22 protein-coding genes are annotated in these 18,240 nt (G+C 66.8%); 11 read left to right on the forward strand and 11 right to left on the reverse strand.

Going from position 1 to position 18,240, the window contains the following annotated elements; genetic code table 11:
- Positions 1–50: 50 nt before the first annotated feature.
- A complete protein-coding gene (locus CFB41_RS09055) occupies positions 51–749 on the reverse strand; it encodes an energy transducer TonB (RefSeq protein ID WP_089425491.1) in 699 nt (232 codons plus the stop codon).
- Here CFB41_RS09055 and CFB41_RS37265 point away from each other — a divergent pair.
- On the forward strand, positions 748–1,110 hold the full coding sequence (locus tag CFB41_RS37265; protein WP_144029912.1) for a hypothetical protein: 363 nt from the start codon (positions 748–750) through the stop codon (positions 1,108–1,110). The genes CFB41_RS09055 and CFB41_RS37265 overlap by 2 nt on opposite strands.
- A 463-nt stretch (positions 1,111–1,573) precedes the next feature.
- Here the strand turns inward: CFB41_RS37265 and CFB41_RS09060 are convergent, their stop codons facing one another.
- Entirely contained in the window at positions 1,574–2,059 is a 486-nt protein-coding gene (locus CFB41_RS09060) for an aminoacyl-tRNA deacylase (RefSeq protein ID WP_031401741.1), read from the reverse strand.
- Between the two features lie 124 nt (positions 2,060–2,183).
- Positions 2,184–3,161 carry a cysteine synthase A gene (locus CFB41_RS09065; RefSeq protein ID WP_089456610.1) on the reverse strand — a complete coding sequence of 326 codons (978 nt, stop codon included), beginning with the start codon at positions 3,159–3,161 and terminating at the stop codon, positions 2,184–2,186.
- A 143-nt stretch (positions 3,162–3,304) separates the two neighbouring features.
- Between CFB41_RS09065 and CFB41_RS09070 the strand changes: the two genes are divergently transcribed.
- Both CFB41_RS09070 and CFB41_RS09075 read left to right on the forward strand, forming a co-directional pair.
- Positions 3,305–3,793: an adenosine-specific kinase gene (locus tag CFB41_RS09070; RefSeq protein ID WP_089456264.1), complete on the forward strand. Its 489-nt coding sequence runs from the start codon at positions 3,305–3,307 to the stop codon at positions 3,791–3,793.
- 224 nt (positions 3,794–4,017) lie between these two features.
- A complete protein-coding gene (locus CFB41_RS09075; protein WP_039357977.1) occupies positions 4,018–4,311 on the forward strand; it encodes a YciI-like protein in 294 nt (97 codons plus the stop codon).
- A gap of 7 nt (positions 4,312–4,318) precedes the next feature.
- Here the strand turns inward: CFB41_RS09075 and corA are convergent, their stop codons facing one another.
- Complete coding sequence (gene corA / locus CFB41_RS09080; RefSeq protein WP_089440405.1) at positions 4,319–5,296, reverse strand: magnesium/cobalt transporter CorA; 978 nt, start codon at positions 5,294–5,296, stop codon at positions 4,319–4,321.
- Positions 5,297–5,473: 177 nt separating this feature from the next.
- Here corA and cydX point away from each other — a divergent pair, with 177 nt between their 5' ends.
- Positions 5,474–5,620, forward strand: coding sequence for a cytochrome bd-I oxidase subunit CydX (cydX, locus tag CFB41_RS09085; protein WP_043182986.1), 147 nt, complete (start codon positions 5,474–5,476; stop codon positions 5,618–5,620).
- A complete protein-coding gene (locus CFB41_RS09090; RefSeq protein ID WP_089456265.1) occupies positions 5,617–6,234 on the forward strand; it encodes an ATP-binding protein in 618 nt (205 codons plus the stop codon). Before cydX ends, CFB41_RS09090 begins: the two co-directional genes overlap by 4 nt.
- A gap of 96 nt (positions 6,235–6,330) precedes the next feature.
- On the opposite strand, the gene CFB41_RS09095 is transcribed toward CFB41_RS09090, so the two are convergent.
- The gene (locus CFB41_RS09095) at positions 6,331–7,431 is read right to left on the reverse strand and encodes a saccharopine dehydrogenase family protein (RefSeq protein WP_089456266.1); all 1,101 of its coding nucleotides are present in this window, start codon (positions 7,429–7,431) and stop codon (positions 6,331–6,333) included.
- 247 nt (positions 7,432–7,678) lie between these two features.
- Here CFB41_RS09095 and CFB41_RS09100 point away from each other — a divergent pair, with 247 nt between their 5' ends.
- The 4 genes from CFB41_RS09100 to CFB41_RS09115 all read left to right on the forward strand — a co-directional run bounded on the left by CFB41_RS09100 (position 7,679) and on the right by CFB41_RS09115 (position 11,102).
- Complete coding sequence (locus tag CFB41_RS09100; RefSeq protein WP_089456267.1) at positions 7,679–8,461, forward strand: hypothetical protein; 783 nt, start codon at positions 7,679–7,681, stop codon at positions 8,459–8,461.
- A gap of 47 nt (positions 8,462–8,508) precedes the next feature.
- Positions 8,509–8,949 carry a hypothetical protein gene (locus tag CFB41_RS09105; protein WP_089456268.1) on the forward strand — a complete coding sequence of 147 codons (441 nt, stop codon included), beginning with the start codon at positions 8,509–8,511 and terminating at the stop codon, positions 8,947–8,949.
- A gap of 81 nt (positions 8,950–9,030) precedes the next feature.
- Positions 9,031–9,696 carry a response regulator transcription factor gene (locus tag CFB41_RS09110; RefSeq protein WP_089440160.1) on the forward strand — a complete coding sequence of 222 codons (666 nt, stop codon included), beginning with the start codon at positions 9,031–9,033 and terminating at the stop codon, positions 9,694–9,696.
- Entirely contained in the window at positions 9,672–11,102 is a 1,431-nt protein-coding gene (locus CFB41_RS09115) for a HAMP domain-containing sensor histidine kinase (protein ID WP_089456269.1), read from the forward strand. Before CFB41_RS09110 ends, CFB41_RS09115 begins: the two co-directional genes overlap by 25 nt.
- A gap of 3 nt (positions 11,103–11,105) precedes the next feature.
- On the opposite strand, the gene CFB41_RS09120 is transcribed toward CFB41_RS09115, so the two are convergent.
- A complete protein-coding gene (locus CFB41_RS09120; protein WP_006481526.1) occupies positions 11,106–11,570 on the reverse strand; it encodes an Lrp/AsnC family transcriptional regulator in 465 nt (154 codons plus the stop codon).
- A 255-nt stretch (positions 11,571–11,825) separates the two neighbouring features.
- On the opposite strand from CFB41_RS09120, the gene CFB41_RS09125 reads away from it, so the two are divergent.
- Together CFB41_RS09125 and CFB41_RS09130 are read left to right on the forward strand one after the other, a co-directional pair.
- Positions 11,826–12,377, forward strand: a complete 552-nt coding sequence (locus tag CFB41_RS09125; protein ID WP_089456270.1) for a Spy/CpxP family protein refolding chaperone — start codon at positions 11,826–11,828, stop codon at positions 12,375–12,377.
- A 135-nt stretch (positions 12,378–12,512) separates the two neighbouring features.
- Positions 12,513–12,944, forward strand: a complete 432-nt coding sequence (locus CFB41_RS09130) for a PGDYG domain-containing protein (RefSeq protein ID WP_089456271.1) — start codon at positions 12,513–12,515, stop codon at positions 12,942–12,944.
- Positions 12,945–12,977: 33 nt separating this feature from the next.
- Here CFB41_RS09130 and CFB41_RS09135 read toward each other — a convergent pair whose 3' ends face one another.
- The 5 genes from CFB41_RS09135 to CFB41_RS09160 all read right to left on the reverse strand — a co-directional run bounded on the left by CFB41_RS09135 (position 12,978) and on the right by CFB41_RS09160 (position 18,017).
- Positions 12,978–13,340, reverse strand: coding sequence for a DUF3022 domain-containing protein (locus CFB41_RS09135; RefSeq protein ID WP_089456272.1), 363 nt, complete (start codon positions 13,338–13,340; stop codon positions 12,978–12,980).
- Between the two features lie 13 nt (positions 13,341–13,353).
- On the reverse strand, positions 13,354–14,145 hold the full coding sequence (locus tag CFB41_RS09140; RefSeq protein WP_089456273.1) for a YhfC family intramembrane metalloprotease: 792 nt from the start codon (positions 14,143–14,145) through the stop codon (positions 13,354–13,356).
- 54 nt (positions 14,146–14,199) lie between these two features.
- Complete coding sequence (locus CFB41_RS09145) at positions 14,200–15,243, reverse strand: LacI family DNA-binding transcriptional regulator (RefSeq protein ID WP_089440166.1); 1,044 nt, start codon at positions 15,241–15,243, stop codon at positions 14,200–14,202.
- A gap of 522 nt (positions 15,244–15,765) precedes the next feature.
- Positions 15,766–16,731: a D-glycerate dehydrogenase gene (locus CFB41_RS09155; protein WP_089456611.1), complete on the reverse strand. Its 966-nt coding sequence runs from the start codon at positions 16,729–16,731 to the stop codon at positions 15,766–15,768.
- A gap of 5 nt (positions 16,732–16,736) precedes the next feature.
- Positions 16,737–18,017 carry an MFS transporter gene (locus tag CFB41_RS09160; protein ID WP_046545793.1) on the reverse strand — a complete coding sequence of 427 codons (1,281 nt, stop codon included), beginning with the start codon at positions 18,015–18,017 and terminating at the stop codon, positions 16,737–16,739.
- Positions 18,018–18,240: the final 223 nt, after the last annotated feature.

Consider the following 18,240-nt stretch of genomic DNA (forward strand, 5'->3'; position numbering starts at 1 on the left):
AGTTCGAGATGGTTTTTTTCGGCCCGGATCGCACCGGGCCGCCCACTGCATCAATTCAGATTGAACGAGAACGGAACCTGGACCCGCACCGACTGGCCCTGCGCGACGCACTTGAAGCGCTTCACGGTGTTGAAGGCAGCACGATCGAGGATCGGATCAGCCGACTGCGCCACACGCTCGTTCGTGATGTTCCCTTCCGCATCCACGACGAACTCGATCGTCACGTCGCCCGTGATGTTGTTTTCCTGCGCCTCTTTCGGATACTGGATCGACGCGCGAAGCGTGTCCGAATTCGGGCAGACCACCCCCACGTCATGGCTGACGGGCTTGGCCGGCGCGGGAGGCGCCACGACCGGCGCCTGCACGGCCGGTGCGGACGGTACCGGGGCCGACTGGTGCGTGATCGTCGCCTGCGGCGGCGCCTGCACCGGCACTTCCGGCGGCGGGACGAACGGCGGCGGCGGCGGCGCGAATTTCGGCGGCGGGAGCTTGACCACGGGCATCGGCGGTGGCGGCGGCGGCTTGACCGGCTCGATGATGCGGGTTTCGATCGGGTGCTGGATCACCTGCACGACTTTCGTCGCGAGGCCGTTGAGCAGCGCGTAGATCAGCACCGCATGCAGCACTAGGACGATGCCGATGCCGCCGAACCGGCGCACCGGATTCTGTTGCTTCTTGCCGAACTCTCGCGGACGGCCCAGCGTAGCCAGTCCGCTGTTCGACGTAGCCAGACGTTCTTCGACTTTCATGCCCACCATCCATCCCCCAAGCGATTCGCCCAGTATCGGATTGCTGCCGGCGGCAAAGCCAGGTCGGCATCGCCACCGCATCAACCCAAACATTTCATTTCAAATTCAATTAGCAATCCGAATTGAAAGAATTCAATTCGAATACAAATTCATTTTTTTCAAGGAATCGTTCCGGCCGGCGCGGCCCGGTTATGCACCGAAAAAAAACGCGCCAGCACGTTCAGGCAATTGTCAGCTGAGCGGGCGGCACCTTACATTTCGTATGACGACCCACCGTTCGTTACACGGTGATGTCAGTGGCGCCGCTCACTTGGGTGCAGACAATAGCAAGGAAAAAATTTTGACGTCAAACTTTATTTGATGCCCGAATACAAAGTTTGGAGGGTTTATTCAAATAATATTCCGGTAAGCACAAATCAAACTTCTATTATAAAAACGGTAATTGAATTGTATGGATATATGCAAAACCGGATATTAATCTGCTTCAGCATAAATATCGGCATATTTCCCGCGCCGCACCAAAATGGCCCGCTCCGGATGCGACCCCCAAGATTCACGCCTCTCCTCATCGGCGCTCCCATCGGTCGCCGGATACGCTGGTCAACTGCCTCGAGCTGTTCGACACAGCTTCTTCAGAACGCCCGAAACACCCTGGATATCCGGAAAGTTAGTCTGCAATGCGATACAAATTCCGTGATGGTTTGGGCACTCGACAAACCGTCGCAAACAATTTCGCATACCGAATTAACTATCGCACGACCACTTACCGCCTCTACACGCGACCCGTCAGGCACGCACTGACCAGCGCCCAAACACCGCGCGCGTCAGGAGTGCATGCCCTGCATCTTGTGCGAGAAATGCGCGCGCTCGGCCGTCTCCATCAGCATCAGGAATTCGTCCTGCATCATGTGGATCAGCGCTTCGTGATCGCCGGCCTCGAAATAGACTTCCGGCTGCTGCGCGAGACGTTCCTCGAGAAATGTCTTCATGCCGTACGCCATGCACACCGGCGGCAACGCGCCCATGTCGCAATCCTTGAACAGCTCGCGCAGCTCGACCTCCCGGGCAAGCACGAGATGGCGTCCCGTCTTTACCCAGAGATCCGACAGGCGCACGGCGTGCGTGGTCGGCAATACGGCGGCGACGTAGCCTTCGTCGTCTTCGAGGAGCACGGTTTTCGCGAGGCGATCGCCGGGGATATGCGCGGCGGCGGCCGTCTCCATGCTCGTATGGCTATAGGGGTGGTACACCACTTCGTACCGCGATGACTTCTGACGCAGGCAATCCTGCAGGGTGGCTGACACAGGCATGGCACACCTCGTCTGGACGAAACGGGCGAACGGCGTTCGCACCGGATTCGTTCAGCATAGGTCGCATTCCGGCGGATGGAAAACCTCGCCGCTCGCGCGCTTCGCACCGATTCGACACACGGGTTCAGTCCCCCGGATCCAGTCCCTTTTCGCGTAGCCATTCGCGATTGAAAAGCCGTGTGCGATAGATGTCGCCACGGTCGCACAGCAAGGTCACGATCGTGTGCCCCGGGCCCATCCGGCGGGCCAGCCAGACCGCCCCGGCGACGTTGATGCCGCTCGATCCGCCGACGTACAGCCCCTCCTCGCGCAGCAACCGGTAGACCATCGTCACGCACTGCTGATCGTCGATCCGCACCGCGTCGTCGATCGGCGTGCCGGCAAGGTTCATCGTGACGCGCGTCGATCCGATGCCTTCGGTGATCGAGTTGCCTTCCGCGCCGAGGTCGCCCGTTTTCACGTAACCGTAGAGTCCGCTGCCGTGCGGGTCGGCCAGCACGATCCGCACGTCCGGATTCTGCTCTTTCAGATAACGGCTCACGCCCGCCAGCGTGCCGCCCGTCCCGGTCGCGCACACGAACGCATCGATCGTGCCGGCCGTATCGCGCCAGATCTCGGGCCCGGTCGTCTCGTAGTGCGCCTGGCGATTGACGACGTTGTCGAACTGATTGGCCCATACCGCGTTGTCGAGTTCGTCCGCGAGCCGCCCGGCAATCTTCTGGTAGTTGTTCGGATCACGGTAGGGCGCAGCGGGCACCGGGCGCACCTCGGCGCCGAGCGTGCGCAGGATCGCCAGCTTGTCCGGCGATTGCGTGTCGGGAATCACGATCACGCAGCGATAGCCGCGCGCCGCGCAGATATGCGCCAGGCCGATGCCGGTGTTGCCCGCCGTACCCTCGACCACGGTGCCGCCCGGCTGCAGCACGCCGCGCCGCTCGGCGTCGCGGATGATGTAGAGTGCCGCGCGGTCCTTCACCGACCCGCCCGGATTCATGAATTCCGCCTTGCCCAGGATCTCGCAGCCCGTCTCGGCGCTGAGCTTCGCCAAGCGAATCAGCGGCGTGCGCCCCACGCAGTCGACGAAGCCTTGTCGCACGTCCATGTCGTCCTCCGTTGCCTTCGTGCGGCGCGCGCCACACACAACCAAGGATAGGCCGCCCGCGCGGCTTTCGTCGCCGGCCGCCGCGTACTAAGCTTGAAGCGCCCATTGCGGCGCACGCGCCGCATCGCGAGACGAGGTCCGCCATGCTGCAACTACAAACCGTTGCCGTCGACAAGCCCGAGACCGTGAACTTCATCCTCGGCCAGTCCCATTTCATCAAGTCCGTCGAGGACATCCACGAGGCGCTGGTCGGCACCGTGCCCGGCATCCGCTTCGGGCTCGCCTTCTGCGAGGCATCGGGCAAGCGGCTGGTGCGCCACTCCGGCACCGATGCGACGCTCGTTGACCTCGCCTGCCGCAACGCCAGCGCGATCGGCGCCGGTCACGCGTTCATCGTGTTTCTCGGCGACGGGTGCTTTCCGGTCAACGTCCTCAACGCGATCAAGGCGGTGCCGGAGGTCTGCCGGATCTATTGCGCGACCGCAAACCCGACCGAGGTGATCGTCGCGGAAACCGCGCAAGGACGCGGAATCGTCGGCGTCGTCGACGGCTTCGGGCCGCTCGGCGTCGAAAATGACGACGACATCCGCTGGCGCAAGGACCTGCTGCGCACGATCGGCTACAAGGCGTAGGGACGCGCCCCGCCGGTGGCCTGTAGACCATGGCTGCATGGAAGGCGCGTTGCGGCCAGGATTCCAGGACGGGCGTCGCTCAGACCGTTAGTTGCATTTATGACCACAGAAGCGCGCCGCCCTCCGCGTCGTGTCGCGGCCGTCCGCCTGCCCTATACTGCCCGCAGCAGACTGACTGACGGCGCGCTGACGCACCGGCCGCCGCGATCCTTTCCGGAGCCGCCATGCATTACCAGTTGACCTACGAACTCGTCGACGATTACCTGTCCCGCCGCGAACCGTTCCGCGCCCAGCACCTCGCGCTTGCGCAGGCTGCGACCGAGCGCGGCGAACTCGTGCTCGCCGGCGCGCTGTCGGACCCGGCCGACCAGGCCGTGCTCGTGTTCGAAGGGGATTCGCCGGAGGCGGCCGAATCGTTCGCACGCGCCGATCCGTACGTGCAGAACGGCCTCGTGAAATCGTGGCGCGTGCGGCCGTGGCGCGTCGTGGTCGGCAAGCACGCGCCGCCCCGCGCGTGACGCGAGGCTACAGCCACCCTGCCCGCTTGAAGCGCCACCACAACCCGAAGTCGGCGGCCACCATCACGGCGATACAGCCGTAGAAGCCGTATTTCAGGTGCAGTTCGGGCATGTTCGCGAAGTTCATCCCGTAGATGCCGGCGATCATCGTCGGGATCGCGAACAGCGCGGCGAACGAGCCGAGCCGCTTCGTCACCTCGTTCTCGGCCAGCGAGATCATCCCGAGGTTGACCTGGATCGCCGTGACCACCATCTCGCGCCGCCCTTCGATCGTCTTCACGATCCGCTGCAGATGGTCGTACACGTCGCGAAAGTACGGCTCCATGCCGCTGCAGACTTGCGGAATGCGCCCGCCGGTGAGCTTCGCCAGCGGCTCGAGCAGCGGCGCCGTGTGCTGGTACAGCATCACGAGCCGGCGCTTCAGCGAATAGAGATCCTCGATGATCGCGCGCGACGAGGCGGGCGTGGCCTTCGCGAAGATGCGGTCCTCGAGTTCCTCGAGCTCGGCGCCGAGCGTTTCGAGGATCGGGAAATAGCGGTCGACGACCTGGTCCATCAGCGCGTAGAACACGAATGCCGAACCTTCCCGGAGCAGATGCGGCTCGCGCTCGCAGCGCTTGCGCACGTCGCGAAAATCGTGCTCGGTATGGTTGCGGATCGACAGCACGTAGTTCGCGCCGACGAACACGTTCAGCTCGCCGACCTTGAATTCATCGTCGTCGTCCAGCTCGACCGTATGCAGCACCGCGAACAGCGAATCGCCGTACTCCTCGATCTTCGGCCGCTGATGCCCCTTGCGGGCATCCTCGAGCGCCAGTTCGTGCAGCCCGAATTCCTCGCCCATCAGGTCGAGTTCCTCGGGCGTCGGATCCTTCAGCGCGACCCACACGAAGCACTCGGGCTTCGACACGTAGTCGCTGATGGCGTCGATATCGATGTCGGCCAGCTTGCGGCCGTCCTGGTATGCAGCACAGTTGATCAGCATGGTGTTGTGACGTTGCGGTTTGCGCATCAGTTTACCGGTTTGCTGCGCGGGTGGCCCGGCTTGCGCGGCTCGGCGATATTGGTCATGATCGGGCTGCGTGCGCCGCAGCATGCGCACCCGGCAGTTCGGACCACCCGCCGCACGGCCGTGCGGCCCAACCGTCAAGGAGACAGACCCATGTGGTATTTCTCGTGGATACTCGGCATCGGCGTGGCGCTCGGCTTCGGCATCATCAACGCGATGTGGCTGGAAGCGGAAGTCTTCTCGCGCGGCGACAAGCGCAACGGCGCGTCGAGCCCGCGCTCGGGAGGCAAGGCTTCGTGACGCATCTGGTGTTCTTCTGCGGTCACGCCGGCACCGGCAAGACCACGCTCGCGAAGCGGCTCATCGGGCCGCTGATGCGCGCGACCGGCGAGGCCTTCTGCCTGCTCGACAAGGACACGCTGTACGGCCGCTACAGCTCGGCCGCGATGGGTGCGCTCACCGCGGATCCGAACGACCGCGACAGCCCGCTCTACCTGAAGCACCTGCGCGATCCCGAATATCAAGGGCTGCTCGACACGGCCCGTGAAAATCTCGCGCTCGGCATCGGCGCGCTCGTGGTCGGCCCGCTGTCGCGCGAAGTGCGCGATCGCCGCATTCTCGACCGCGCCTGGCTCGGCATCGCGCCCGACGTCGCGCTGACGGTCGTCTGGGTCCACACGTCGGAAGACGTCGCGCACCAGCGGATCGTCGCGCGCGGCAACCCGAACGACGCATACAAGCTCGCGCACTGGGACGAATACCGGCAGCGCCGCTTCGTGCCGACCGGCCACGAATGCGACGACATCGTGATGTTCGACAACACCGCGCCCTCCGATGCCGACATCGAAGCGCTGCTATACCGCATCGCGCCGCCTCCGCCTGCGGCCACGATCGTCCCGCCGCTGCCGGCCTGACCGGCCGCTCTTTTTCGTCACCCGCAAAAAACAACGCCGGAAGCGCTGTTGCGCTCCCGGCGTCGTACGGCCCTCGTGCCAGAGGCTGACGGATGGTCAGGCCACTTCGTGCACGCGCTCCATCGTGCCGCCTTCGTACAGCTTGCCGAAGCGGTTCGACAGGAACGCCTTCAGCGACACCTTTTCCTGCGGGATGAAACCGCTCTGCGGCAGCTTCTTTTCGCGGAACAGATCCAGCACCGCGCACATCGCGCCGGCCGTCGTGATCTGGATCGCGCTCATGTGCATCCCGCACACGTCCTTCGCGAAGATCTTGCGCGTGAACACGTCCTGCACCAGCTGGCCGTCCTTCACGCCCGTCACCGTGATGAACACGAGCACGACGTCCTGCTTCGTCGACGGCACTGCGCGGCGCATGATCGACTTCAGCGTGTCGCGGTCGCTCGACAGGCGCAGGTCTTCGAGCAGGAACTGCACGAGATCGCGGTGGCCCGGATAGCGCACCGACTTGTAGTCGAGCGTCTCGACCTTGCCCGACAGCGTCTCGCACAGCGTGCCGAGGCCGCCCGACGTGTTGAACGCTTCGTATTCGGTGCCGTCGAGCGAGAAGTGCTCGAGGCCTTCGAGCGGCTGCACCCACTGCTTGCGGCCGTCGCGGATCGCTTCGCACGGCTGGCAGTATTCGTTGATCAGGCCGTCGACGCTCCACGTCAGGTTGTACTTCAGCGCGTTGGTCGGATACTCGGGCAGCGCGCCGACGCGCATCTTCACGTCGCGCACTTCGCTGAAGCCGTTCACCAGTTCGTGTGCGGCGAGACCGATGAAGCCCGGTGCGAGGCCGCACTGCGGCATGAACGCACGGTCGGAGCCCTCGGCCAGTTCGCGGATCGCGTGGGTGGCGCGCACGTCTTCGGTCAGGTCGAAGTAGTGGACGCCGGCAGCCTTCGCGGCGGCGGCCACGTTGACCGCGAGGTAGTAAGGCAGCGCGTTGACGAGCGCATCGAAGCCCTTCACGGCTTCGCGAATCGCGTTTGCATCGGCCGAATCGACCCGTTGCGTCGCGATGCCTTCGCGCGACAGCTTCGCAAGCGCATCCGCGTCACGGTCGAACGCGACGACTTCGTAGTCGCCCGTTTCACGCAGCATGTGAGCAATGGTGTGGCCGATCAGACCTGCGCCGACGATGGCGATTTTCATGCGCTTATCTCCTGATGATGGGTTGGTGTTGTGAACGGCGTTGAGCCATGAACACAGTGTAGGGACGCTCAAAATCAGTTCCAAGACGAAGAATGATGCGAAACGACCGATAATTTCGACGTTTCGACGACATATTTCGTCGAAGTGTCGAAACAACACGTTTTACCGCTGCGGCCCCCGCTATGGCTGGCCTAAGTCTTCCGTTTCAGACTGCATGCCGACCACCCGACTTCCAAGGAGGCATCGCATGCAATCCCTGCCCGCTCATCGCACGCCGCACTGGCTGAACAAGGTGCCCGACGTCGCGCTGTCGTTCTGGATCATCAAGATCATGTCGACCACGGTCGGCGAGACCGGCGCGGACTTTCTCGCGGTCAACGCGGGGCTCGGCCAGACCGTCACGCGCGTCGCGATGGCCTCGCTGCTCGCGATCGCGCTGTGGCTGCAGTTGCGCACGCGCCGCTACGTGCCGTGGATCTACTGGCTCACGGTGGTGCTGGTCAGCATCGTCGGCACGCAGATCACCGACCTGCTCACCGACGGCCTGAACGTCAGCCTCTATGCGAGCACCGCCGCGTTTGCCATCGCGCTCGCCGCGATCTTCTTCGTGTGGCATCGCGTCGAAGGCACGCTGTCGATCGACACGATCGTCACGCCGCGGCGCGAGCTGTTCTACTGGTCGGCGATCCTCTGCACGTTCGCGCTGGGCACCGCCGCGGGCGATCTCGCGACCGAGGCGCTCGGGCTCGGCTTCACGCTCGGCGCGCTGTGCTTCGGCGGCCTGATCGCGGCCGTGTTCGTGATGTGGCGGCTCGGCGCCAATGCGGTACTGGCGTTCTGGATCGCGTACATCCTGACGCGCCCGTTCGGCGCATCGCTCGGCGACCTGCTCACGCAGGCCCGCGCCTACGGCGGGCTCGGCTTCGGCGCTGCCTGGACGAGCCTGCTGTTCCTGACCGTGATCGTGCTGCTCGTCGCCGTCGCGCAGTTCGGCAGCGGCCCGCGCACGCAGGCCGGCACCACCGAATGACGCCCTTTCCTTTCCGTTCTTTCCATTCATCGAATCGAGGACACGCCATGCGCATCCCCCATCCCGTTTCCCGTCTCGCCGTTGCCGTTGCCACGATTGCCCTGCTGAGCGCCGCCGCCGGCTGCTCGAAGCAGCAGGACGCGAACGCAGCGACGTCGGCGCCGGCCTCGGCCGCCGCCTCGCCCGCAGCGGCCCACGCATCGAAGCTCGGTGACCTGTCGCAGTTCCGTACGATCGCCGTCGACGTGAACGCGCTCGTCGCCAAGGGCGACCTGCCCGGCGCGAAAACGCGCATCAAGGATCTCGAGATCGCGTGGGACTCGGCCGAAGCCGGCCTCAAGCCGCGCGCCGCCGCCGACTGGCACATGGTCGACCAGGAGATCGACCGCGCACTCTCCGCGCTGCGCGCCGATCATCCGACCCAGGCCGATTCGGCCGCCGCGATGAAGAGCCTGCTCGCGACGCTCGACCGGTTCAGCGGCAAATAAGGATCACAGCGCGCCGCCGCACGTGACGCCCGTGCGGGAATCGCATACGCTGGCGGCGTTTGCGCCGCACGGAGAACACGCATGCGAATACTGCTCGTCGAAGACGACCCGATGATCGGCGAGGCCGTCCATGCCGCGCTGAAGGACGCGTCGTACGCCACCGACTGGGTCACCGACGGCGTGCGCGCGTTGACCGCGTTCGCCGCGCAGCCCTACGACCTGGTCCTGCTCGATCTCGGCCTGCCCGGCCGCGACGGGCTCGACGTGCTGGCCGCCATCCGCGCGAAGGACGCCAGCGCGCCGCTGCTGATCGTCACCGCCCGCGACGGGCTCGACGATCGGCTGGCCGGCCTCGACGGCGGCGCCGACGACTACATCGTGAAGCCGTTCGAGATGGCCGAGCTGCTCGCACGGATTCGCGTCGCGATCCGGCGCCGGGCCGGTTCGGCCGCGCCGCTGTTGAGCAACGGGATCGTGTCGCTCGACCCGGCGACGCGCGAGGCCGCCGTCGACGGGCACGCGCCGGTGCCGCTGTCGAATCGCGAGTTCGCGCTGCTGCGCGCGTTGCTGGTGCGCCCGGGCGCGATCCTGTCGCGGCGCGAGCTCGAGGATCGCCTGTACGGCTGGGGCGAGGAAGTCGAAAGCAATGCGGTCGAATTCCTGATCCATTCGCTGCGCCGCAAGCTCGGCAGTACCGTGATCAAGAACGTCAGGGGTGCGGGATGGATGGTTTCAAGAAGCGCCTGAGCGAGTCGATCGGCTTCCGGCTGTCGGTCGCGCTGTCGGCCGCGATCCTGGTCGTCGCGACGGCCGCGGCCGCGTTCGCGTTTTCATCGGCGTTCGACGAAGCACACGAACTGCAGGACGACGTGCTGCGCGAGGTCGCGACGCTGCTCGACCGCGAGCACGCGTCGTCGCTCCATGCCGACGGCACCGGGCCCGCGCGCGAAAGCGACGAGCTGTCGCGCGTGTTCGTGCAGCCGCTCGGCAGTGCACCGCAACCGCGGCCGGGCAGCGACGGCACGCCGCGGCTCGCGCTGGCGCCGACGCTCGCCGACGGGCTGCATACGGTCGATGCCGGCGGCAGCACGTATCGCGTGATGGTTCGAACCTTCGCGAACGGCGAGCGCATCGCGGTCGCGCAGGAAGCCGGCGTGCGCGACGATGTCGCTCGCGAAAGCGCGTGGCGCACCGCGTTGCCGCTGCTGATCCTCGTCCCGATCCTGCTGCTGCTCGTCGCCGATCTCGTGCGCAAGCTGTTCCGCCCGGTGGCCGCGCTGTCCGCCGGCATCGACGCCCGCGACGAGCACGACCTGCGCCCGGTGCCGGCCGAGCGCGTGCCGGTCGAGGTGCGGCCATTCGTCGTCGCGATCAACCGCATGCTGGCGCGCGTCGCGCAGTCGGTCGCCGCGCAGCGCCGCTTCGTCGCCGACGCCGCACACGAACTGCGCTCGCCGCTCACGGCGATGTCGCTGCAGGCCGAGCGCCTCGCCGAGGCCGACCTGCCGGACGATGCGCGCGCACGGCTCGCCGCGCTGCGCGGCGGGCTCGACCGCAGCCGCCACCTGGTCGGGCAGCTGCTCGCGCTCGCGCGGGCGCAAAGCGCGCCGGCCGCGCCGCCCGGCGACGTGTCCGTCCATGCGATCTATCGGCGCGTGCTGGAAGACCTGATGCCGCTCGCCGACGCGAAAACCCTCGACATCGGCATCGAGGACGGCCCGGACACGCACGTGCCCGTCGACGAGCTCGAACTCGTGTCGCTCGTGATGAACCTGGTCGACAACGCCATCCGCTACACGCCGCCGGGCGGACGCGTGGACCTGTCGACGCAACGCACGGACACGCACGTGTGCGTGACGATCGCCGACACCGGGCCGGGCATCGCGCCGCACGAACGCGAACGTGTGTTCGACCCGTTCTACCGGGTGCCCGGCAATGCGCAGATCGGCTCCGGGCTCGGCCTGTCGATCGTGAAGATCGTCGCGGACCGGATGGGTGCCGACATCGCGCTCGCCTATGCGGATGAAACGGAAGCGCGCGGGTTGCGCATCTCGGTGCGGATTCCGCTCGTGCGGCCGCCCGGCGCGGCGCAGGCCGGCAGCCGGGCCGATACCCCGGCGCCACACGCACGACGCGACGCAGGCCGCACCTGAGCGTCAGCCGCCGATGGTCCCGCGATCGATCTTGCGCGACAGGATGATCGACGTCGTCGTGCGTTCGACGCCTTCGAGCGTGCCGATCTGGTCGAGCAGGTCGTTGAGCCGTTCGGGCGAATCGGCGCGCAGCCACGCAACGTAGTCGTACTCGCCGCTCACCGCGCACAGCAGCTGCACCTCGGGCATCCGGTCGAGCTTGCGCAGCACGTCCTTGCCGAACTTCGGCGTGAGGATGATGCCGACATATGCATAAATGCTTGCATCGAGCACGTCCTGCCCGAGCCGGACGCTGTAGCCGGCGATCACGTTGGTGCGTTCGAGCCGCGCGATGCGGGCGACGACCGTCGTGCGCGCGACGTCGAGCTGGCGCGCGAGATCCGCGACGCTGGCGCGCGCATCGGCCTGCAGCAGCGCGACCAGTTGCCGGTCGAGATCGTCGAGTTGGTCGAGGCGGGGTGGACGCATGAGGCTGGGCCGGGGCACGACGCGCCGGCTGAGTGGAAGGTGACGCGATGATAGCGCCGAACGCCGGCCCGCCCAAACGGCGCCGCTACGATCCGGCCGGATCCTTTCAATTTCGATTCGTATCGGATGTAAGCAAGTGTCGCATTCGCTGCTGCACCGCATTCAACGTGCTACTAATAGCTGGCGACGCGAGAAGCGCGCTTGCGGCAGTTGCCGCCGCGCCCGCTCGCAAGACACCACCCCGGAGAGCCAACCATGAAGAAAATCTCGCTCACCCTCGCTACGCTCGCCGTTGCAGCCGGCGCGTTCGCGCAAACCCCGGCGCAGCCGCAGGCGCCCGTCCAGGCCCCTGCAACGACGGCCGCGGCGTCGGCCCCGAGCGCCGAGCAGCGTGCGGCACGCCACGAAGCGCGCGTCGAGCAGCGCATCAAGTACCTGCACGACCAGCTGAAGATCACGTCGGCGCAGGAACCGCAATGGAAGACGTTCGCGGACACGATGCGCGACAACGGCGACACGATGGGCCGCCTCTATCGCGAACGGATGGCGAAGCACGACGTCTCCGCACTCGACGACATGAAGCAGTACGCGGAACTGTCGCAGGCGAACGCCGACGGCGCGAAGAAGCTCGCCGATGCCTTCGCACCGCTCTACGAGAGCTTCCCGGCCGACCAGAAGGCGCTGGCCGACACGACGTTCCGCAGCTGGCTGCGCCACGGCGGCGAGCATCGCGGCAAGGGCAAGACGAAGGGCACGGATGACAAGGCGGCAGCCGCGCCGGCCGCCAGCGCACCCGCGCAACCCTGACGCCCGCCCTGCCGGCGCCGTACCGCCCGTCCGGGCCGGACGGCGCAGCGCCCCTCCAGGCGACCGGCGCGTCACACGGCGCGCCGGATTCGGGATAAGCTCCCGGCTTTTACCGCTTTCCCGCCCTTCCCCGCCATGCTCGAACTCAAGCACCTCGACCTGCGTACCGATCCGCAGGCCCGTCGCGTCGTCAAGGACGAAACCGTCGCCGTTGCCTTCGCGCAGGCCGACGGCGAACTGATGAGCCTCGAAGGCCCGAACCGCTATGCGGCGGGCGACGCGCTGATCACGGGCTCGACCGGCGACCGCTGGGTCGTGTCGCGCGCGCGCTTCGACGCCAAATACCTGCCCGCCGAACCCGCACTCGCACACGGCGAACCGGGCGCCTACCGGAACCGGCCGGCCGTCGTGCTCGCCCGCCGGATGGACGAGCCGTTCACGATCGCCCGCTCGGAAAACGGCGACACGCTGCGCGGCGTGGCCGGCGACTGGGTGATGCAGTACGCGCCCGGCGACTACGGTGTCGTGCAGGCGCAGCGCTTCGCGCAGGTCTACCGCGACGCGTAATGCAGCGCGCCGGCATGGCGCCGGCGGGAACGGTCACGCAAAGTCTTCGTCGAGTACGAGTTCCGCGTCGCGCTCGACGGCCTCGCCGGCCGCGTGACGCTCCTCGAGCGACCCGAGCATCGCTTCCGCATACGCATGCAGCACCGCATGGCTGCGCGCCCGTTGCATCGGCTTGAGCGCCAGGTAGCGCGCGAGCGCGGCCGGCACGATGCGGATATCGAGCGTCATCCGCTTCGGCGCCGAGCCGAAGCGCATCGCGAGCCACTGCACGGACAGGAACCGCCCGCGTGCGTCGCTGCTTTCGGCGAAACGCGTCTGCTCCGGAAAGAGATCGCAGATCACGCGTGCGAGCGCGTCGAATTCCGCGCTCTGGCATTCGATCAGATAGTCATCCATCCCGTCTCTCCCGTCAGGCTGCCGATTGCGACGGCCGGCATGCCTTCACCAGCACGACGACCAGGATCGCGGCGAGCACGAAATACGCGGCCTCGACCCCGCCGGCCGGCAACACGCGCACCTGGTACAGCAACGCCGGCGCGGCCGCGAGCGCGTGCAGCACGATCGCGAGCGGCAACACGCTCGCGCGGCCGGCGCGCACGCCGCGCCAGACCAGCACCGACAGCGCGAGCTGCAGCACGAATGCCGCGCAGCGTTCGAGCAGCAACAGCAGCATCGACTGCGCCGACAGCGTCGCAAGCATCACGTGCAGCCGCACGACGGTATCGCCCGGCAGGTCGGCGAGTTGCGTCTCGAGCTGGCCGCGGCTCGCGAGCCACGCGAGATACGACCACTGGCCCCATACGAGTACGCCGACGAACCATGCTTCGGCGCCACCGTGACCGATCCCGTAGCCGATTCCGCGGCTGTCGCCGGCCGACGTCGGGCCGTAGCGGCGATTCAGGAAACGCATCCCGAGATAGCGGCCGACTTCCTCGAATACGGCGGTCGCGAGCGCGCTGTACGCGACGAACGCGAGCGGCTGCGTGAGCCAGCCGTCCGGCGGCGTCTGGCTCAGCACGAGCCCGTGAAACGCGCGTTCGAGGATCATCGCGAACAACGTGAAGACGGCCACGCCGACGATCGTGTCGCGGCGGTTCAGCGCCAGCGGCTTGCGCAGGATGCGGTAGAGGACGAGCGGCAGGAGCGCGATGATCAGCGTGGCGGCGATCAGCACCGCCAGCGTGACGGGAGCGACAGTCATGTATTTCCTTGTTCGGGGCAGCGCACCTGACGCGCTGCGTGCCCCGAATGATACTCAGCTTGCGGTCGACGCGCGCGCAACCAGCTCGCCCGGCAACAGCGAGACGCGTACGTCACCCGCCGCGCCGTCGATCCGCTCGTGCACGAATTCGACGGCCTTGTAGCCGATTTCGTAGGTCGGCTGGCGGATCGTCGTGATCCCGATCAGCTCGGCCCATTCCGGATCGTCGATCGACAGCAGCGCCGCCCGCTGCTGCCATGCGGTGCCGAAACGCGCGCGCAGGTGGCGCGCGATCGCGAGTGCGACCGGCGCGTTCGCGGCGAACAGCGCCGCGCGCACGCCGCGCCGTGCCGCGTCGTCGATGCGGGCATCGATGTCGGCCAGCGCCGCCGTGACCGCGTCGGGCGCGTCCAGGTCGAGCACGACCGTCGACGGCACCGTCAGCCCGCGCGCCGCCAGTGCCGTGCGGAACGCGGCCTCGCGCAGGCGCCGCGAGCTGACGCGCTCGAACGGCTGCACGACGAAATGGATCGCGTCGAAGCCGTGAGCGACCAGGTGCGCGAGTGCCGTCTCGATCGCGTCGGCGTTGTCGAGGCCGATCAGGTCGGCCTCGAAGCCTTCGACCGTGCGGTCGACCAGCACGGCCGGGATGCCGGCGCCGCGCAGCGGGCGCAGCACGTCCTCGTCGGCGCCGAGCGCATTGACGATCAGCCCTTCGACGCGGTAGGTCGTGAGCAGCTGCAGGAAACGGCGCTCCATCTCGACTTCGTTTGCCGCGTGGCAGATCAGCGGCATGTAGCCGAGCGCGTGGCACGCGGCCTCGACGCCCTGCAGCACTTCGACGGTATAGGGATTGGTCAGGTCGGCCGCGAGCATGCCGAGCAGGCGGTTGCGGCCGCGCTTGAGCCCGCGCGCCATCTGGTTCGGCCGGTAGTTGAGCCGCGCGATCGCCGCTTCGATCCGCTGGCGCAGATCGGTGGACAGCACGTGCGTCTCGCCGTTCAGATAGCGCGACACACTGGTCTTGCCGGTGCCGGCCTCGCGCGCGACATCGCTGATCGTCGCCGGACGCGTCGTGGTTGGTTGCGAATCGGTCACTGTCGTGCCTCGCGACGTACGATCCGCGCCGCTTCGTGAGCAGACGGACCTTTGTTGTTGGAAACGTAAGCCACCCGGTGGAATCTCCCTGTCGGTCAGCGTTAGCGCTTTAGCGCTTACGCTGACCCCATGCTTCGCGGTCGACCCGCGTTAGCCCTTCAGCGCTTACGCGAGTCCCATGCTTCGCGGTCGGTCAGCGTTAGCCCTTCAGCGCTTGCGCTGACCCCATGCTTCGCGGTCGACCAGCGTTAGCCCCTTCAGCGCTTGCGCCGATCCCCCGCTTCGCGATGATCGGCACCGGCGCGTCGGCATCCACCCCGGTCACCTGCAACAGCAGTCGGCCGCACCGGACCTGGCGCGGATACCCGTCGCGAAACGCCGCCGGCAGCATTGCCGGGCCGTCGATACGACGCGCGGGGATCATAACGCAGCCAGCCCTCCGGCACCAAGACCATCGACTCTAACGAAGCCGGCGCCCCGCCGGCCGGGGGTCGGCCGGGGTCGCCCCGCTACCGCCGCGGCTCAAGCGCGTGCGAGCGCGTCCGGATTGACGAGATTCGTGCGCAGCGTGCCGGCCAGCGCGCCGACCAGGTTTTCCGCGGCGCAGCGCGCCATCGCATGGCGCGTCTCGTGCGTCGCCGAGCCGATATGCGGCAGCGCGACGACGTTCTTCATTTGCAGCAGCGGCGAATCCGCCGCCAGCGGCTCCTTCTCGAACACGTCGAGCCCCGCGCCGCGGATCGTGCCCGCGCGCAGCGCATCGATCAGCGCGGCCTCGTCGACTACCGGCCCGCGCGACGCATTGATCAGGATCGCACCGCGCTTCATCTTCGCGAATTCGGCCGCACCGATCAGGTGGTGCGTTTCCGGCGACAGCGGCACCTGCAGGCACACGAAATCCGATTGCGCGAGCAGTTCGTCGAGCGTGACGCGCCGCGCGCCGTACTGTGACTCAGCTTGCGCATGCGCGGAGCGGTTCGCGTACAGCACCTGCATCCGGAAGCCGAGCGCCGCGCGGCGCGCGACCGCGCCGCCGATCCGCCCGAGTCCGACGATGCCGAGCGTCTTGCCCTGCACGTCGGTGCCGTACAGGTCGGGGCCGATGCTGCGATGCCAGTGGCCGGCCTTCACCCACTCGGCCAGCTCGACCACGCGTCGCGCGGACGCGAGGATCAGCGAGAACACCGTATCGGCGGTCGATTCGGTCAGCACGTCCGGCGTATGCGCGAGCACGATGCCGCGCCGCGTGAGATCCGCGACGTCGAAGTTGTCGTAGCCCACCGAGATCGTCGACCACGCCTTCAGCCGCGGTGCGCGGTCGAGCATTTCCGGCGTGACCTTCAGGCTCGCTCCGATCGCGCCGTCCGCGTCGCCGAGCGCATCGGCAAGGGCGGCGGCGCCGTCGGCCTGCACGACGTCCGCATGCTCGCGCAGGTACGCGAGAACGTCATCGGGCAGCGGCTTGTACGCGACGATACGGGGCTTCATCGGATTCATTTTCCTTGCAGCGGCGTCGCGAGCGGATGCGTATCGCGCGCCTGGGGTTTGACGGACAGCGTGAGGATCACCGCGGCGACGAGCGCGGCGCTCATGAACGCATACGACGCGACGGGCGAGCCGGTCGCCCCGTTCAGGTAGCCGACGAAGTACGAGCCGACGAACGAGCCGAGCGCGCCCATGCTGTTGATCAGCGCCATCGCGCCGCCGGCGACGTTCTTCGGCAGCAGTTCCGGCACGATCGCGAAGAACGGGCCGTACGGCGCGTACATCGCGGCGCCGGCCACGACCAGCAGCGCATACGAGATCCAGAAGTGCGACGAGCCGAGTGCATACGATGCGGCGAACGCAGCCGCGCCGATCAGCAGGAACGGCCACACGAAACCGCGGCGGGAGCCGACCTTGTCGGACGCCCACGACGCGGCAATCATCGCGATCGTCGCGGCGAGATACGGCAGCGCCGACAACCAGCCGGTCGCGACCATCCCGAGGTCGGAGCCGTTCTTGACGATCGACGGCAGCCACAGCACGAAGCCGTACACGCCGATGCTCCAGCAGAAATACTGGGCGCACAGCTTGATCACGGCCGGCGAGCGGAACGCTTCGCCATAGTTGCGCACGGGCTTGATCGCTGCCTGCTCGGCCGCGAGCGCGGCGTCGAGGTCACGCTTTTCCTGCGCGTTGAGCCACGGCGAATCGGCCGGCTTGTCCTGCACGAGGAACCACCAGCACACGGCCCAGAGGACGGCCGGCACGCCTTCGGCGATGAACATGTGGCGCCAGCCGAATTCGTGCACGAGATAGCCCGACACGATCGACATCCACAGCACGGTAACCGGGTTGCCGAGGATCAGGAACGTGTTCGCACGCGAGCGTTCGTTCTTCGTGAACCAGTTGCTGATGTAGATCAGCATCGCCGGCATCACGGCCGCCTCGACGACGCCGAGCACGAAGCGGATCGCCATCAGCGACGGGATGTTGCTGACCACGCCTGTGAGTGCCGCGCACGCGCCCCACAGGATCAGGCTGACGAACACGAGCTTCTTCACGCTGCGGCGTTCCGCGTAGATTGCGCCGGGAATCTGGAAGAAGAAGTAACCGAGGAAGAACAGCGCGCCGATCAGCGACGACAGGCCCTTGCTGATCCCGAGGTCCTGGTTGATGCCGGCCGCGGCCGCGAACCCGTAGTTCGCGCGGTCGAGGTAGGCGAGGCTGTACGTGATGAAGACGATCGGCATGATCGTCCACCAGCGGCGGGCAGCGAGTGTGTTGGCCATCAGAATGTCTCCTGTGTCGATCCACGTTAGCGCTTTAGCGCTTACGTGGATCCCATGCTTCGCGGTCGATCCACGTTAGCGCTTTAGCGCTTACGTGGATCCCATGCTTCGCGGTCGATCCACGTTAGCGCTTTAACGCTTACGTGGATCCCATGCTTCGCGGTCGATCAGAGTTAGCGCTTTAGCGCTTACTCTGATCCCGTACCTTGCCGTGCGCATGCAC

It is taken from the genome of Burkholderia sp. AU33803, assembly GCF_002223095.1.
Classification (GTDB): Bacteria; Pseudomonadota; Gammaproteobacteria; order Burkholderiales; family Burkholderiaceae; genus Burkholderia.